The 15,885-nt window shown below is 72.6% G+C and carries 16 protein-coding genes; 4 read left to right on the top strand and 12 right to left on the bottom strand.

All coding sequences use genetic code 11. The annotated features are described in order from the left end of the window. Window positions 1-45 precede the first annotated feature (45 nt). From QQ657_RS45640 to QQ657_RS45610, 7 genes are all read right to left on the bottom strand, one after another. Entirely contained in the window at window positions 46-1,407 is a 1,362-nt protein-coding gene (locus tag QQ657_RS45640) for a hypothetical protein (RefSeq protein WP_284748651.1), read from the bottom strand. A gap of 202 nt (window positions 1,408-1,609) precedes the next feature. Next, complete coding sequence (locus QQ657_RS45635) at window positions 1,610-2,485, bottom strand: LLM class F420-dependent oxidoreductase (protein ID WP_284748650.1); 876 nt, start codon at window positions 2,483-2,485, stop codon at window positions 1,610-1,612. A 68-nt stretch (window positions 2,486-2,553) separates the two neighbouring features. After that, on the bottom strand, window positions 2,554-3,690 hold the full coding sequence (locus tag QQ657_RS45630) for an adenosylhomocysteinase (protein WP_284748649.1): 1,137 nt from the start codon (window positions 3,688-3,690) through the stop codon (window positions 2,554-2,556). Window positions 3,691-3,831: 141 nt separating this feature from the next. Continuing rightward, complete coding sequence (locus QQ657_RS45625) at window positions 3,832-4,200, bottom strand: immunity 8 family protein (RefSeq protein WP_284748648.1); 369 nt, start codon at window positions 4,198-4,200, stop codon at window positions 3,832-3,834. Next, window positions 4,197-5,471 carry an alpha/beta hydrolase gene (locus tag QQ657_RS45620; RefSeq protein WP_284748647.1) on the bottom strand — a complete coding sequence of 425 codons (1,275 nt, stop codon included), beginning with the start codon at window positions 5,469-5,471 and terminating at the stop codon, window positions 4,197-4,199. The genes QQ657_RS45625 and QQ657_RS45620 overlap by 4 nt, the downstream gene beginning before the upstream one ends. Before the next feature lie 40 nt (window positions 5,472-5,511). Then, entirely contained in the window at window positions 5,512-5,868 is a 357-nt protein-coding gene (locus tag QQ657_RS45615; RefSeq protein WP_284748646.1) for a YciI family protein, read from the bottom strand. Between the two features lie 70 nt (window positions 5,869-5,938). Next, window positions 5,939-6,715, bottom strand: a complete 777-nt coding sequence (locus QQ657_RS45610; RefSeq protein WP_284748645.1) for a hypothetical protein — start codon at window positions 6,713-6,715, stop codon at window positions 5,939-5,941. A 179-nt stretch (window positions 6,716-6,894) separates the two neighbouring features. On the opposite strand from QQ657_RS45610, the gene QQ657_RS45605 reads away from it, so the two are divergent. Beyond that, window positions 6,895-7,620 (top strand): alpha/beta fold hydrolase, encoded by a 726-nt coding sequence (locus QQ657_RS45605; protein ID WP_284748644.1) that lies wholly within the window; start codon window positions 6,895-6,897, stop codon window positions 7,618-7,620. Here QQ657_RS45605 and QQ657_RS45600 read toward each other — a convergent pair. Continuing rightward, a complete protein-coding gene (locus QQ657_RS45600) occupies window positions 7,611-8,606 on the bottom strand; it encodes a glycoside hydrolase family 113 protein (RefSeq protein ID WP_284748643.1) in 996 nt (331 codons plus the stop codon). The genes QQ657_RS45605 and QQ657_RS45600 overlap by 10 nt on opposite strands. 60 nt (window positions 8,607-8,666) lie before the next feature. On the opposite strand from QQ657_RS45600, the gene QQ657_RS45595 reads away from it, so the two are divergent. Beyond that, window positions 8,667-9,245: a TetR/AcrR family transcriptional regulator gene (locus tag QQ657_RS45595; protein WP_284748642.1), complete on the top strand. Its 579-nt coding sequence runs from the start codon at window positions 8,667-8,669 to the stop codon at window positions 9,243-9,245. Here QQ657_RS45595 and QQ657_RS45590 read toward each other — a convergent pair. Further along, the gene (locus QQ657_RS45590) at window positions 9,221-10,000 is read right to left on the bottom strand and encodes a helix-turn-helix transcriptional regulator (protein ID WP_284748641.1); all 780 of its coding nucleotides are present in this window, start codon (window positions 9,998-10,000) and stop codon (window positions 9,221-9,223) included. The two genes, QQ657_RS45595 and QQ657_RS45590, sit on opposite strands and share 25 nt — an antisense overlap. Before the next feature lie 81 nt (window positions 10,001-10,081). Here QQ657_RS45590 and QQ657_RS45585 point away from each other — a divergent pair, with 81 nt between their 5' ends. Then, window positions 10,082-11,155 carry an alcohol dehydrogenase catalytic domain-containing protein gene (locus QQ657_RS45585; protein WP_284748640.1) on the top strand — a complete coding sequence of 358 codons (1,074 nt, stop codon included), beginning with the start codon at window positions 10,082-10,084 and terminating at the stop codon, window positions 11,153-11,155. Window positions 11,156-11,162: 7 nt separating this feature from the next. Here the strand turns inward: QQ657_RS45585 and QQ657_RS45580 are convergent, their stop codons facing one another. Continuing rightward, complete coding sequence (locus QQ657_RS45580; RefSeq protein WP_284748639.1) at window positions 11,163-12,326, bottom strand: lipase family protein; 1,164 nt, start codon at window positions 12,324-12,326, stop codon at window positions 11,163-11,165. A gap of 43 nt (window positions 12,327-12,369) precedes the next feature. After that, the gene (locus tag QQ657_RS45575) at window positions 12,370-13,932 is read right to left on the bottom strand and encodes a GMC oxidoreductase (RefSeq protein ID WP_284748638.1); all 1,563 of its coding nucleotides are present in this window, start codon (window positions 13,930-13,932) and stop codon (window positions 12,370-12,372) included. A 106-nt stretch (window positions 13,933-14,038) separates the two neighbouring features. On the opposite strand from QQ657_RS45575, the gene QQ657_RS45570 reads away from it, so the two are divergent. Beyond that, window positions 14,039-14,656: a TetR/AcrR family transcriptional regulator gene (locus tag QQ657_RS45570; protein ID WP_284748637.1), complete on the top strand. Its 618-nt coding sequence runs from the start codon at window positions 14,039-14,041 to the stop codon at window positions 14,654-14,656. A 319-nt stretch (window positions 14,657-14,975) separates the two neighbouring features. Here QQ657_RS45570 and QQ657_RS45565 read toward each other — a convergent pair whose 3' ends face one another. Further along, window positions 14,976-15,851 (bottom strand): LysR family transcriptional regulator, encoded by an 876-nt coding sequence (locus QQ657_RS45565; RefSeq protein WP_284748636.1) that lies wholly within the window; start codon window positions 15,849-15,851, stop codon window positions 14,976-14,978. Window positions 15,852-15,885 lie beyond the last annotated feature (34 nt).

The raw sequence follows: 15,885 nt of genomic DNA, 5'->3' as shown, positions 1-15,885 counted from the left end.
CGGAGGGTGTGCACCGGCCCGCCGCCGGTGCACACCCTCCTGGTCTCACTTGCCTTCGGTGGCGGTTTCGGTGGCGCTCTCGGTTGCGGTGCTGTTGTCGGTTGCGGTCTCGGTGCCGGTTGCGCTGTCGGCCGAGGCCGCGACGCACTTTTCCGCTACCGCGGCCGCGGCCGCCTGCTCGGCCGCGTCGCCGGCGTTCTTGTTCTTGCCCTTGGCTTTCTGGTGGCCATTGCCCTTCTGGTCGGCCGCCATGCCCTGCTGATCCGTGGCCATGCCGTTCTGGTCGGCGGCCATGCCGTTCTGGTCCGCAGCCATACCTTGCTGATCCGCGGCCGCGCCGGAGTCGGCGGTGGCTTGGGTGACGCAGGCGAGGATGGCAGCGCAGTCCTGTTCGGACACTACGTTCTGCGCCGCGGCATCATCCTTGGCCGCGGCGTCGTTCTGGGCAGCCATACCCTGCTGATCGGCCATGCCGTTCTCGTTCGCCATGCCGTTCTCGTTGGCCATGCCGTTCTCGTTGGCCGCGCCGTTCTGGTCGGCCATACCGTTGCCGTTGGCCATGCCGTTCTGCTTGGCCGCGCCGTTCTGCTTGGCCATTCCGTTCTCGTTCGCCATGCCGTTCTGCTTGGCCGCGTCATTCTGGTCGGCCATGCCGTTCTCGGCAGCCATGCCGTTGGCGTCGGCAGCTCCGGCGGCCTGGGCCACGCACTGCTCCACCACACCGCAAGCCTGGGCGGCGGCGTCCTGAGCGGCCGCGTCCTGGCCGGCCATGGCGTTCTCGTCGGCGGCGCCGTTCTCCGCCGCCTTGCCCTTCTGCTTCGCCTTGCCGTTGGCGGCCTTGCCCTGACCGGCGGCTTCCTGCTGGTCGGCCATGCCGTTCTCGGCGGCCATACCGTTGGCGTCCGCCATACCGTTCTCGGCAGCCGCGCCGTCACCGGCGGCCATGCCGTTGCCGTGCGCCATGCCGTTTCCGTCGGCCATGCCGTTCTGCTGAGCAGCCTTGCCGTTCTTGGCCTTGCCCTTGGCCATACCGTTCTCGTCGGCCTGAGCGGCCGCGTCCTGCGCCGCCGCGTCGGCGATCGCCGCGCACTGGGTCGCCACCGCGTTCGCCGCCACCTCACCCCCGCAGCCGGCCGCCGCGCGGCGCTGCTGGATCTGGTCGACCACCGCCTGGCGGTTGGCGATGCGGGCCGCCGACTGGGCGTCCGGGGCCGCCTGCTGGCCCGCGATGAACGTGAGGTTGTTCTGCAGCGCCGTGTCCAGGCCGCCGCAGCTCTCGGTCGCCGCGTTGCTCGCCGGGCTGCTGAGGGCGATCGCCGTCGCCGTCGCCCCCGCGACTCCCAGCAGCGCCGCCAGCCCGATCGTGGCCTGTTTGCGGTGTCGTCCGGTACTGCGTCCGTGGGGCATCAGCCCCTCCTCTCTGGTCGCCACCTCACCACGGCACACGGCGCGACGCCGTCAACGGTTCACCGCAAAGGAAAACAACTTCAGAGAGTCCACTGTGGACGAAGAGGGCACGCTGCACCCGGAACCGGCGGCCCGCCGGTTCGCCCCCTGACTACCAGAGCCGGGGTAATCGGGAAGTAAACCCGCGGGCCGGACGCCGTGACTACCCGAGCTCGGCCAGCTGCGGCACGGCCGGCGCCATGCCGTCGATCCACGCGGCCGGCGAGCCCGTGGTCGGCGTGATGATCGCCGTCTGCACGCCGAGCTTCGCGTAGTCCGCCATCGCCCGGACGAAGTCGTCGCGGGTCTCCGGGGCCGGGCGCGGGTTGTTGGCCAGGACCGTCTTGCGGATTTCGTCGTAGTCGCGGCCGACGTCGTCGCAGTGGCCGCGCAGCACGTCCAGCTTGTGCGCGACGTCCTCGGGCGAAGACGCGAAGAGGTTGCACGCGTCGCCGTACTGCGCCACGAGCCGCAGTGTCTTGCGCTCCCCTCCGCCGCCGATCAGGACCTTCGGCCGGTGGATCGGCTGGGGCGAGCACAGCGTCTCGGCGAGCTGGTAGTGCTTGCCTTCGAACGGGCCGTTGTTCTCCGGGTCCCACATCTGCCCGCAGATGCGCAGCGTCTCCTCCAGCCGCTCGAACCGCTCGGCGATCGGCGGGAACGGCACGCCCATCCCCCGGTGCTCGCGCTCGAACCAGGCCGCGCCGGCCCCCAGCACGGCCCGGCCGCCCGAGAGGACGTCGAGAGTGGTGACGATCTTCGCGAGCAGGCCGGGGTGCCGGTAGGTCACGCCGGTGACGAGCAGGCCCAGCTCGATCCGGGACGTGTGCGCGGCGAGGAAGCCGAGGGTGGTGTAGCCCTCCAGCATGTTCGACTCGGCGGGCCGGCCGGTCGGCTCGATCTGGAAGTAGTGGTCCATGAAGGACAGCCAGGTCGCCCCGGCCTCCTCCGCGGCGCTGCCCACCCGGGCGAGCTCACCGGCGATGGCGGTGGTCCCGCCGTCGATGTCGAAGATGGGGAGGTGGAAACCGAGCTCCATGAAACGTTCTCCTGACGTGCGGTCGGCGTGACCCTCACGCTAGAGCCTGGAGCGCGCTCCAGGTCAAGCTAGCGCAGCCGCGCCACCAGGTCGGTGGCTATCCGGTGCTCCACCGGTGCCGGGACCGGCTGGACCTCGGCGGCCAGCCCGCCCGCGGCCACCGCCGCCAGGCTGCGGACCTGCAGCGTCAGCCCGAGATCCATGGCCTGGATCGAGTTCCCGTTCGCGGCGGTCAGGTTGAGCATCCGGCCCCGGTCGAGGACGACGATCTCGCGGCCGTCGGCCAGCACGTGCCCGACCCGGCGGCCCGTTTCGCCGTATTCGACCGTGCGGACGGTCGCCGCCCGCAGTGCGGCCGCGTCGATCTCCCACGCGAAGTGCCCGACTCCGGCGATCAAAGCGCCGTCGGGCAGGGCCGCCAGCTCCGCCGGGCCGACGACGCCCGGGGCGCCGGTCGCGGTGAAGACGGCCTGTGCGTCCGACAGGACTTCGACCGGCGAGCCGACCCGGTGACCGTCCAAAATAGCCTGGAGCGCGCGCATCGGGTCGGTGTCGCACACCGCGACGCGCGCGCCGAGGCCTGCCAGGGTGTCCGCGACGCCCTTGCCGCACGGCCCGTAGCCGAGCACCGCCGCGCGCAGGCCCGGCACCATCAGGTTGGTGGCGTTGAGGAATCCCTGCACGACGCTCTGGCCGACTCCGAACTCGTTCTCCACCAGCAGCTTCAGCCGCGAGTCGTTGATGACGACGACCGGGTGGCGCACGTGCGCCTCCCGCAGCCGCAGGCCGCCGGTGGTCGTCTCCTCGGTGCCGCCGAGGTAGCCCGCGGGCGTGCCGGATTGCAGCAGCGACAGCGTGAGGTCGGCGCCGTTGTCGAGGGTGAGGTCCGGCTCGCACTCGAGGACCTTCGCGATGTTCCGGGCGTGCGCGGCGTCGTCGTCGGCGCGGCGGGTGTGCACCCGCACGTCGAGCGCCCGCAGCGCGTCGGCGACGTCGTCGTGGGTGGTGCCGGGCGAGCCGGTCAGCGTGACCTCGACACCGGCGCCGGCCAGCAGGGTGACCAGGGCCGCCGTCTTGGGCTCGACGTGCAGGCACATCGCCAGGCGCCGGCCGGCGAGCACCGGCGCGGTCTCCTCGACGGCGGCCGCGGTCAGCGGCATGTGCTTGAGCGCCCAGCTGGTCCCGGCGTGCGGGGATGAAGACATGACTATCCTTACGGTTGAAGAGAAAGGGACCCGGAGCGGGGGTCCATCAACCGTAGAAGTCGCAGCGGTAGGAGTGGTCGCCGAAGATCGGCGCCACGAGTGCCTGTCCGCTCATGCTGCCAAGCTACCGCACGGGCGGTGTCAGGCGCGGTAGTCCTCGAACTCCCAGAGTCCGTACCGGCTGAGCTTCGCGGCGACCTCGGACCAGTCCGCGCCGGTGCAGCCGGCGACCAGGCGGTCGAAGTACGCCCGGAGTGCCGGCCAGTCGAAGCGGTCGACGATGACGTAGTGGCGACCTGAGACGGGGCCGCTCCGCGCCTGCTCGCGCAGCCACCCCGGGCTGCAGACCTCGAACTGGAACGACTCCTCGCCCGCCTCACCCGCGGGCCCGGCGATCATCTGGACCAGGAACACGAACCGCTCCGGGTCTTCCGGGACGTACGACTCCGGTTCGATGTCCGGAGTCAGCAGCCACCGGATCTCGGCGCGGGCCGGGCCGTTCGTCGTCATGATCGCAGTGTGGCAGCCAGGAAGCCGGCCGGTTCACCGCCGGTCGTCACCGGGACGCCCGCCGCGCGCAGGTGGTCCGCCAGCTCCGCCGACTTGCGGCCGCCCTCGATCAGGAACGGGGGTGCGCCCGTTCCCGCGTACGCCAGCGGGCTCGCCTGGCGCAGCGTTGCCGGGTCGCGGCCCAGTGCCAGCAGGATCGATGCCCGGGTGAGCGGGTCCTGGCCCGTGAAGGCGAACTCGGCGGGCGCGTCCAGGGCCGCCACCGCGCGGACCGCGCTGGCCGGCTCCCCGGCCACGCCGAGCAGCGACGCCAGCGTGCCGCCGGTGCCCGTCCCCACGGCCGCGATGCGCGCCGGGTCGACGTTCAGCGCCGTCGCGTTGGCCTTCAGGAACCGGACCGCGCACTTCGCGTCCGCCAGGGGCGCCGGCCAGCGTGCCGCGGGCGCGAGGCGGTAGTCGATCGAGGCGACCGCGAACCCGCGCGCCGTCAGGGCGTCGCGCAGGGGCACGACCCGCGACCCGGCGAGCAGCGCGCCCGGGCCGGCCGGCTTGCGGCCGCCGAAGACGAGCCCGCCGCCGTGCAGGAAGAGCACCACCGGGGCGGCGCGGGCGTCCGGACGCGGGCGCGTGATGTCCATGAGCAGCGGGACGCCGTCCGGGCGGCAGTATTCGACCGTGCTGCCGTCGAGCAGCGTCGAAGCCGTCTTGCCGGAGACGTTGTCGCCGGCCGCGACCGTGCCCGCCGCGCCGGTCGCGAGCACCAGCAGCAACACCGGGAACAGCACGATCCACGCCGACACGCGCCGCGGCGTCGACGGCCGCGGGTGCACTCGCCGCCGCGCCACGACCAGGAAGCCCAAGACGGCGATGACCTGCAGCGCGGCCGCGGCGTAGTCGGTGAAGCCGACGACGGTGTCCGCCGGTTGCCAGGGATCGAACCGCGTGAGCAGCCCGAGCGGCCGGCTCGCCACCCACAGCGCGAGACTCGCGGCCGCGACGAACGCGCCGGCCCGGGCGGTCTTGCGGGTCGGCCACCCGAGCACGGCGACGAACGCGACGAACTCGACCGCGGCGAACAGGCCGAACAACATGGCGTAGAACTGCCAGACCCGCCAGAGCGCGGCCAGCGAGGCAGCCGGGATCAGGGCGCCGCCGAGCGCGGCGAAAGCGGCCGTGACCAGCACCGGACCGCGTCGCAGCGGGGGTGGCGCGTCGTAGCGCGCGGTCGTCGACGGGTGGCGTGTGCCGTAGTACCCGTCGACGACCTTCATGGCGCCAGTGTCACCCCGGCAGCGGGTCCGCCGCCACGAATCAGGCGAACCCGGCGAGCGGGCGTACCTCGATCGGGGCGTGGATCGCGGCCGTGACCCGCCCGGCCCAGCCGAGCGCGGCGGCGAGATCGACGGCTTCGATCAGGTAGAACCCGCCGATGTGCTCCTTCCCCTCGGAGAACGGCCCGTCGGTGGTCAGCAACCCGTCCCCGGCTTCGCGGACCACCCGCGCGGCCGCGGGCTCGTCCAGCCGGGCGCTGAAGACCCAGGCGCCGGTCGCCTTGAGGTCCCGCTCGACGTCGCCGAGCCGCTGCTGCATCTCCACCATCGCCGCCTCGGCCGGCGGCTCGCGGACCTCGCCCTCGACGCTGTGCACGGACAGCAGGTAGTGCGCCATGACGCTCCTCCTCGCGGGCGGGCCGGTCCCGCCGCTCGCCCCTTGTACGAACGAGCCTGCCCCGGATCGACTACTTGCGCGCGGCCGTGTAGTTCCGGAACAGCAGGTAGGTGTCCAGGATGTCGGACGACGCGCTCTGGACCGAGCGGTAGATCCCCCACTTCGGGCGGACGTAGTCGCCCTGGTCGGGGATGTTCACGCTCGACATGCTGCCCTGTGCGGCGACCGGCGCGCCGGACCCGGTGCCGTTGCGGATGACGCACGAAGCCTTGCCCTTCGAGCCCGGCGTGAACGTCCATTCGATGGTGATCCACTTGTCCCGCAGGGGCGAGAGGTCGGTGGCCGCGATGCTGGGCGAGCCCGAGTTGGCGTACGCGCGGGCGTTGAGCATCTCCTTGCCGCCGCTGCGGGTCAGGTCGAGCGTCACCCACGGGCCGCCGTTGGTGGACGGGGTCTTGGTCTGGAAGATGTGGGTGAACTTGCTGGTGCCGTGCAGCGTGCCCGGGATGTACATCTCGTAGGAGAGCGTCCAGGTCTCGCCGTCGTGCATCTTGAGCGCCGTGCCGCCCTGGACCATGCCCTTGGACTCGGTGCGCTGGCGGTCGCCGCCGCCGGTGGTGTCGCGGTCGTCCTTCCAGATGTTGAAGCGGTAGTGGTCGCCTTCGACCACGACGTACTTGCGGTCCGGGTGGTGGTTGCCGCGGTCGGCTTCGATGCCCTCGAAGGCCTTGAGGCCGTCGGTGGCGGGGTCGGGGTGCCACAGCGGAGCCGCCTGGGCGGGCAGCGCGGTGCACAGCATGAGCGGGACGGCGAGAGCGAGGGCCATCCGGCGGGAGAATTTCGGCATCGTCGGTGTGTCCTTCCTGACGATCAGTTCGGCAGGGGTGCACATCGGTCGGCGGACGGACCCGGGGATTCGGGCTGGACATCCGATGTCTGGCTCGACGAAGTTAGCGCTTTCCGGGGCCGATTGGCAAGATGTCTGCCTACTTGGTCGATGATTCATCTGATGGTTAAGCTGGGTCCATGCCGCACTTCCGGAGTCACGACGGCTGGGAGCTCGCCTACCGCGAACTCGGCGAGGGCCGGCCGCTGGTGCTGTTCCACGGCTTCACCGGCACCGGCCGCGACTGGCTCGGCCCGGCGTCCACGCTCGCCGCCCACGGGCACCGGGTGATCATCCCGGACCTGCGCGGCCACGGGGAGAGCGCCAGCCCCCACGACCCGGCGGCCTACCCTCCCGACATCCTCGCCGACGACGGTCTCGCGTTGCTCGAGCACCTCGGCCTCGACGACTACGACCTCGGCGGCTACTCGTACGGCGGCCGGGTGGTGCTGCGCCTCCTGGCCCGCGGCGCCCGCCCGGGCCGCGCGGTCGTGGCGGGCCAGGGCCTCGACGCCGTGCAGCGCGCGACGTCCCGAACGGGCGCCTACCACCGCGCGCTGACCACCTTGATCGACGGCGAGCCCGTCGAGCCCGGGTCGCCGGCGTACTGGCTCCGGCAGGCGGGCGGGGATCCGGTCGCGTTGCGGCACGTGCTCGGCACGCACGTCCCGACCGGCGACCTGGACCGGATTGCCACACCGACGCTGGTGCTCATCGGCACCGAGGACGACGGCCACGCGACGGCGGACGCGCTGGCCGCCGCCCTGCCGGACGGCCGCTTCGAGCGGGTCCCGGGCACCCACTTCACGGCGATGTCGAGCCCGGAACTGACCGCGGCGATGGTGGAGTTCCTGGCTCAGGCGTAGCAGTCCGCCAGGGCGCCGAACGCCGCCTTCGGTTCCCAGGGCACGTCCCCATATGTCTTGCCCGGCCCCTCCTCCAGCACCTTCACCACGCCCCAGCTCGCCATGTCCAGGTCCGCCCGCGGATCGGCCCGGTGCACCAGCCCGTAGCAAACGAACGTGCACGCGAAGGCCGCGTCGACGCCCTCCGTCGTGAAGATCTCCAGCAGCTCGCGGAAGTACCGCGCCTGCTCCTCCTCGTCGCGGACGTACTCGCCCTTCAGCCGCACCGGAATCTCGCCCTCGTACTCCAGGATCTCGCCGCAGCGGGCGCCAAGGTCACCCGCACCTTGATACGGCGTCACGCCGAACTCCGTGATCGCCACCGGTTTGCCCGACGCCACCAGCGTGCGGACGCCCTCGCGGTAGATGTGCGCGACCTCCTTCGAGCGGTGCGCGTCCACCGAGATGATGTCGAACGGCTCCCAGTCCACCCGCTCCAGCGGAATCGCCGCGTACGTCACGCGGCCGCCGAACCGCTCGCGGACCGCCGCGACCGCCTGGGCCAGGAACGCGTTGACTTCCTTCGACAGCCCCGAAATGAGCTCCCGGGACGCCAGCAGCCCGGCCAGCCGTTCCTCGATCCCGTCCCCCGGCAGGAAGCCGTGGTTGAACAGGCTCAGCTCGGCGCCGGTCACGAACACGATCTCGGCCCCCGCCAGCCGGAGCCGTTCGGCTCGCGACGCGCCGTCGGCGAGCAGCGAGAGGATCTCCTCCTGGGTGCGATCCCAGGGGAACGGCGAGAACCACACCTCCAGCCCGAGCGCGGCCGCCTCCCGGGCCGCGTGCTCGAGCCGGTCCAGGTCGGTGCCGATCAGCCGCACCGCCGTGCAGTGCAGGTCGTCGCGGATGATCGTCAGCTCGCGGCGGACCAGGTCCGGGTCGAAGGGACGGTTGAACCGCCCGTCGCGCTCGAACCCGGTGTCGTAGCCGATGCCCTTGGCTCGCACGGTTCCTCCAGAAATTAGGGTACGGTCCGTACCGTACCCTAAAGCGGTACACTGCGGCACATGCCCGAGAAGACCCGCCGCCGCGGTGCCGAGCTGGAAGACGCGATCCTGCGCGCCGCCGCGGAGGAGCTCGCCGAGGCCGGCTACCCCGGCCTCACCATGGAACGGGTCGCGCAGCGGGCCGGCACCAACAAGAACGCGATCTACCGCCGCTGGCCGAACCGCGCCGCGCTCGGCGTCGCCGCCTACCGCCACCTGGCCGAGGACACCCTCAAGCCACCCGACACCGGCGATCTCCGCGAAGACGCGCTGGCCGTGTTGCGCGCGATCAACTGCGGCCAGTCCTCCCCCGCCGCCCGGATCCTGCGCGGCCTCCTGACCGGCGTCGGCGACGAGCCGGAGCTGCGGGAACAGTTGTACGAACAGGCCGCCGAGGGTGGCGCGAAGACCTGGCTCGAGATCGTCGAGAGGGCCGTCGCACGCGGCGAAGCGCGCCCGGGTGCCCGGCACCCGCGCGTCGCCACCGTGGCGCTCGTGCTGCTGCGCAACGAACTCCTCACGCGCGGACTGACCACAGTGGACGACGCCGCGCTCGTGGAGATCGTCGACGAGGTCTACTTGCCGCTGGTGGGCGCGTAGATCGTCAGGCGCAGCCCCGGGCCTTCGACGGCCTGGAAGGTCGCGTAGTCGAACTCCACCGGCCCCGGCAGGAACAACGTCTTCCGGCCGGGTCCGTTCCGGCCGACGTCGTGCCGGTCCCACCACGTCGCGAACTCGGGGCAGCCCGACCGCAGCCGCGCCGCCAGCCCGGTGAACGCCGGGTCGCCGGCCCACAGGTCGTGCGCGGCGCGGAACTGCGCCACCGCGTGCTCGGCCTGCGCGGCCCAGCCCGCGCCGAACAGCCGCCGGCCAGGCTCGCCGAGCAGCAGGAAGACCAGGACGTTCCGGTCCGCTTCCGGCAGCTCGCCGAAGTCGGTGAACAGCTCGGCCGCCGCACGGTTCCAGGCCAGCACGTCCCAGCGGCGGCCCGTCACGTACGCGGGCTCGCTCAGGCCCTCGACGAGCCGGCGGGTGGCTTCGGGCACCCGCTCACGGCCGAACGGGGTCCGCGCCGGGTTCCGGGCCAGGGCCCGCAGGTGGGCGCGCTCGGCGTCGTCCAGCCGCAGGGCGCCCGCGAGCGCCTCGACCGTCGCGGACGACGGGCTGACCGTGCGGCCCTGCTCGAGCCGGACGTACCAGTCGACGCCGATGCCGGCCAGCTCGGCGACCTCTTCGCGACGCAGCCCGGGCGTCCGGCGCCGACGGCGGTCCGGCAGCCCGAGCGCCGCCGGGCTCAGCCGCTCGCGCCGCGACCGCAGGAACTCCCCCAGTCCGGCGCGGGCCGCTTCGGGCATGACGACCTCCGGGTGGCACTCGGCAGTCCCAGGATGATACCAGGCCTGGATGTCGCTCTCGATCTTCCCGACGATGGGGACATGAAAGCCGCTGTCCTCGAAGAATTCGGCAAACCGCTGGCTGTGCACGAAATCCCCGCGCCGACGCTCGGCACCGGCGAAGTGCTGGTCGACGTCGTCGCCGCGCCCGTGCTGCCCTACGCGGCCGAGGTGTTCCGCGGCGAGCGGAACTACCAGCTGACGCTGCCGGTCGTGCCCGGCGCCGGCGCGATCGGCCGGGTGCGCGAGACCGGCCCGGACGCGACTCGCCTGGCCCCCGGCGACTGGGTGCTGTGCGATCCGGTGATCCGCTCCCGCGACGACACGCTCACCCCGGACATCACGCTGCAAGGGCTGAGCGGGCGGGGCGAGGGCGGCCTGTTCCTCCAGCGCCACTTCGGCCACGGCGCGTACGCCGAACAACTCCGCGTCCCGACCGAGAACGCGATCCCCCTCGGACCGATCGACCCGGCCGACGCCGGCCGGTGGACCGCGCTCACGCTGTGTCTCGTGCCCTACGGCGGCCTGCTCGCGGCCGGGCTGCGTCCCGGCGAGACCGTCCTGGTCAGCGGCGCCACCGGGAACTTCGGCAGCGCCGGGGTCGCGGTCGCGCTCGCCATGGGCGCGGCGTGCGTCGTGGCGCCGGGCCGGAACGAGGCGGCGCTGGACGACCTCGAACGCCGGTTCGGCAGCCGGGTCCGCACGGTGCGGCTCACCGGCGACGGCGACACGGACCGCCTGCGCGCCACCGCTCCCGGCCCGATCGACGTCGTCCTCGACCTGCTGCCGCCGTCGGCGAGCACCGCGCCCGTGCGCGCCGCGGCGATGGCGGTCCGCGAGTACGGCCGGATCGTGCTGATGGGCGGGGTCGGCATGCTCGGCGGCGACGACCTCGCGCTGCCCTACCCGTGGCTCATGCGCAACAGCGTCACGGTGCGCGGCCAGTGGATGCAGCCGCGGACGGCGAACGCGAGCATGATCGCCCTGGCTCGGTCCGGGTTGCTGGACCTCGGCCAGTTCGCCGTCACGGAGTTCGGTCTCGACGACATCGGCGGCGCCCTCGACCACGCGGCGAGCGGCCGGACGCGGTTCGCCCTCACAGTGGTTCGCCCGTGAGCGTCGCTCAGCAATTGGAGCGCGCCGGCTTGCCCGCGAACCGGTCGCCCAGGTAGTTCACGACGTCGCCGGCGGAGAACGCCAGTGTCGTCACGTGTTCGCCGAGGTACGTGCCCCATGTGACGTCCACCCCGGCCGCGCAGTACTCGCGCCGCAGCGTCTGCGCCTGGGACAGCGGGATGATCTCGTCGAGGCTGCCGTGGAACAGGAAGATCGGCGCCTTCGGCGGGCGGGCGCCCAGCTCGTTCTCCGCCAGCCGGGCCTGCCACTTCGGGGTGGTCAGCGGGTTCGACGTCGTGTAGTCGGCGATGTGCCCGAAGGCGTAGCCGAACACGGCGTCGACGCACGCGTCCTGCTGCGTCGCGTACAGGGTGCGACCACGCTCGTTGAGGTAGGCGGGCAGGTCCAGCTCCGGGTACGCCGCGTCCAACCCCAGCGCCGAGAACAGCAGGAAGCCGAAGCCGATCCCGCCTTCGAGACTCTTCGCCACGACGTTCAGGTCCGCGGGCGTCCCGCCGGCCGTGATGCCCGCGACCTTCAGCTCCGGGGCGTACGACGGCGCCAGCTCGCCCGCCCACGCCGCTCCCCCACCGCCTTGGGAATAGCCGGAGAACGCGACCGGCCCGCCGGCGGCCAGGCCCGCGGCCGGCAGCCGGGTGGCCGCGCGGACGGCGTCGATCACCGTGTGGCCCTCGGACCGGCCGACGACGTAGGTGTGCAGGCCGGGTGTCCCGAGGCCTTCGTAGTCGGTGATCGCCACGGCCCAGCCGCGGCTCAGCATCGCGTCGACGAACAGCGGCTTTTCGTAGTCCGGTTGGAACTTCGACGGCGCGCAGCGGTCGCCGATGCCGCGGGTGCCGCTGGCCACCGAGACGATCGGGCGCGGGCCGGCGCCGGTCCACGGCGTCGACGGCACCAGGACGCGGCCCGACACCGCGATCGGCGTGTCCGTTGCCGACCGCGACCGGTACAGCACCAGATAACCCTTGCTACCGGCGGAATCCGGCAGCGGCCGCCACCAGACGACGTCGCCGTCGGCGCCGTCCGGCAGCCGACTGGGTGGCGTGTAGAAGGCGTCACCGGCGGGCCCCTGCGGCGGATCCGCGGCCGCCGGTCCGGCCGTGGTGACCACCAGGACGACGGCCAGCAGGACCGTCCACAAGCGACGCATGAGAACTCCTCGTCGAGTCCGGAAGTGTGTCGGAAAACAGTTTTCAGAAGACAGAGCCGACGTCTTCGGCGATCAGGTGGTCCAGCGCCCGCTCGGCGACGGCGGCGATGGTCATCGACGGGTTGCAGGCGGCGGTCGTCCCGGGCATCAGGGCACCGTCGAGCACGTAGAGGCCGCGGTGGCCGAGCACGCGGCCTTCGAGGTCGCACACCGACCCCATCGCGGCGCCGCCGAGCGGGTGCCAGGTGCTGGGCACGACGGCGGTCGTGTCGAGCAGCACGCCGAGCGGGCCCGCGATGCGGGAGATGCGTTCGTGGATGCGGGCGCTGAGCGGCGCATCGGCGTTCGACGGCCAGTGCAGGACGGCCTCGTCCTTCGCGGCGTCGTAGACGAACCGGCCGCGGCCGGCGCTGATGCCGTACCCGACGAGCATCGTGGTCCGCAGGTCCGGCAGCGGCGGCAGCGACGCCTGGATGACGGTGTTGGCCGTCGCGGGGTCGTCCCACTCCTTGCTGCCGTAGACGACCGGGCCGCCCTGCGGCGCGCCGAAGTCGTCGGCGAGGCTGGTCCAGGTGTAGATGCGGTCGCCGTTGGTGCCCCAGCCGGCGCCGAGCGCGTCGGGCAGGTCGGGGATGTCGCCCTTCGCGCCCGCGCGCATCAGCAGCCGCGTGGTGTTCGCGGTGCCGGCCGCCATGACCAGCGCGTTCGCGGTGAGGACCTGCTTCTCCAGCACGGTCCCGGAGGTGTCGATGCGGTCGACGCGGATCTCCCAGCGGCCATCGGGCGCGAGCGCGACATCGGTGACGTGGTGCAGGGTCGCGACGGTGCAGCGGCCGGTGGCTTCGGCGGCCGCGAGGTAGGTGACGTCGACCGAGTGCTTGCCGCCGTTGTTGACGCCGAGCGCGCAGTCGCCGTTGGTGTAGGACGGTTTCATCTCGCCGTCGAGTTCGCGCAGGGCGTAGTCCCAGTCGATCGGCATCGGGATCTTCTCGACGGCGTAGCCCGCGTTGCGCGCGTTGCGGGCGAAGATCCGCGAGGCCCGGTACGGCTTGCTCTCGACGAGGGCGTCCGGCGCGGTGGCGATGCCGAGCATGGCGGCGACGCGCGGGTAGTACTCGGCGTCCAGTCGCGCGTAGTCGAGTTGCTCGGGGAAGCAGGCGTGGAAGAGTTCGGCCGTCGGCTGCAGGGTCATGCCCTGGTAGACCAGCGAGCCGCCGCCGGCGCCGACCGCGCACATCATGCTCATGCCCTGGCCGGTGACCTGTTCGAGCAGGCCGGTGTAGCGCTCGAACGGCGGCAGCGACGGCAGGCCGGGCAGCGAGGGCGCCGAGCCGAGCCAGAAGATCCGCTTGTCGGGTGCCGACGTCGGGTGCGGGAACGTCTCGGCGTCCGGTCCGGTCGGCCAGCGGCGGCCGCGTTCGAGCACCAGCACCGGCACACCGGCCTGCGCGAGCCGCAACGCCGTGACCCCGCCGCCGAACCCCGAGCCGATGATCACGACCCGGTGCTCCTCCCGCGTGACCCGCACCCGGCCCGCACCGAAGGCCGCGACGCCCGCGACGGCGGCCGCGCCTTGCAGGACGGTGCGGCGGTTCAGGCTGCGCATGCGCGGCTCCTTCGACGTCGGCGGTGACCGACGGTGAATCTACGAATCCGAACCGAGAGATGGAACGGATTGCCGGTCTCACTACTCGCGAGTAATGTCCTCGGCCATGCGCGCTGTGCGACCGTCCGCGGCCGTGCCCCGGCGCGTCGACGCCCGCCGCAACCGCGAGGCGATCCTGCGCGCGGCCGACGAAGCCTTCAGCGAAGACGCCGACGTGGTGCTGGACGAGGTGGCCCGCCGCGCCGGCCTCGGGCGGGCGACGGTCTACCGGCACTTCCCCGACCGCACGGCGCTCGCGCTCGCCGTCGCGGCCCACCACCTGGCAGCGTTCAAGATCCAGGTGCGGGGCAAGGAGTCCTTCCGCGAACTGCTGCGGGCGGTGCTGGCGATGCAGGCGCGGCGGCGCCCGCTCGTCCGGCTGTTCCGCGAGCTGCCGGAGCGCAGCCAGCGGCAGTACACCCACGCCCTGGTTTCCTTGCTGCGCCCGGCTTTCGAGGAGGCACAGCGCGAAGGCAGCGTGCGCGCGGACCTCGAGCCCGCGGATCTGGGGCTGCTCTTCGAGATGCACGAGGCGGCGCTCGTGTCGGGGCTCGCGCCCCGGGAACCGGTGGAACCGGCGGAGCGCCTGGTGCGGGTGTTCCTCGACGGCCTCGCTTGCTCCGAACGCGTGAACGCGCTTTCCCGGACCGAAGACCCGCAGGTCGGACGCCAGAAAAGTGATTGACCGCCGGAACGCCTGGGTACTTCCGGAGCACGGCACCGGCGCCCGGATCCAGGTCTTCTCCGCACCGGGCCGCGCCCTCCGCCCGTGACCGGGTCCGCCCCGGCACGGCACCGTCACGCACCTTCGCCCGTCCACCGGAGAACGCCATGACCAACGACTCAGGAGCCTGGCACGCCAAACTGCAGCGCGAACAGGAAGCGATCCAGCGCAAGCGGGCCCAGCAGGCCTCGCGAACGCCGGCCGGGACGTCCGCCACGCCCCGCTGACAGACTGTCCACAAAGGATGCCGCGGTGCCCGGTCGAGGCTCCGCGGCATCTGTCATTCCGGCCGGGTCAGCAGTGCCTCAGCGCCTTTGCGGAACGCCGCGACGAGCCGGTTGCGCTCGCCCGCCCGCGTCGCCACCGCCACCTGGGCCGGCTCGACGTCCGCCAGCGGGACGGTCGTCAGGTCCGGGCGGAAGCCGGTGACGTTCCCCGGCGGCGCCGGGATGATCGCCACCGCCTGCCCGCTCGCGACGAGCTCGATCTTGTCCTCGATCGCGTCGATGAGCGGGCCACCGGGCGCCGGGCGGCCGTCCGGACGCGGGTCGACGCGCCAGAACGCGTCCCACTCCGGGTCGAGGGCGCGCGGCAGCGGCTCGTCCGCGATGTCGTCGAGCGTCACGGATTCCTTGCCAGCCAACCGGTGGTCGCTCGGCAGCAGGAGCACGCGCGGTTCGTCGTAGAGGACCGTCACGTGCAGCCCCGCCGCCCGCAGCGGCAGCCGGACGACCGCCACGTCGACGCGGTGCTCCAGCAGCGCCGCCCGGGCGTCGTCCCAGGCGAGATGCTGGGTGCGCACCTCGGCGTCGGGGTGGCGGCGCAGGTCGCGCACCGCCGGGGTGACGATCAGGTTCCCGGTGTAGCCGACGGTGATCCGACTGGGCCGCGCGACCGCCCGCGCGTGGGCCGTCGCGTGCGCGGCCGCCCGCAGCAGGTCCGTGGCGAGCGGGAGGAACGCCTCACCGGCTTCGGTGAGCCGCGTGCCCTGTGGGGTGCGGTCGAGCAGGCGGGCGCCGACCTGCTGCTCCAGCCGCACGACCTGCCGGCTCAGCGACGACTGCGTGACGTGCAGTTCGGCGGCGGCCCGGCCGAAGTGGCGGTGCTCGGCGACGACGGCGAAGGCACGCACCAGCCGCAGATCGAGGTCGGACATGGTTCCAGCGTAGCTGCATGAGCTGCGGTGATGC

The organism is Amycolatopsis ponsaeliensis, assembly GCF_030182635.1.
In the GTDB taxonomy this organism is placed as follows: domain Bacteria; phylum Actinomycetota; class Actinomycetes; order Mycobacteriales; family Pseudonocardiaceae; genus Amycolatopsis; species Amycolatopsis ponsaeliensis.
The sequence above is the reverse complement of the archived record's forward strand: the minus strand, read 5'-3'. Positions and strand labels throughout refer to the sequence as shown.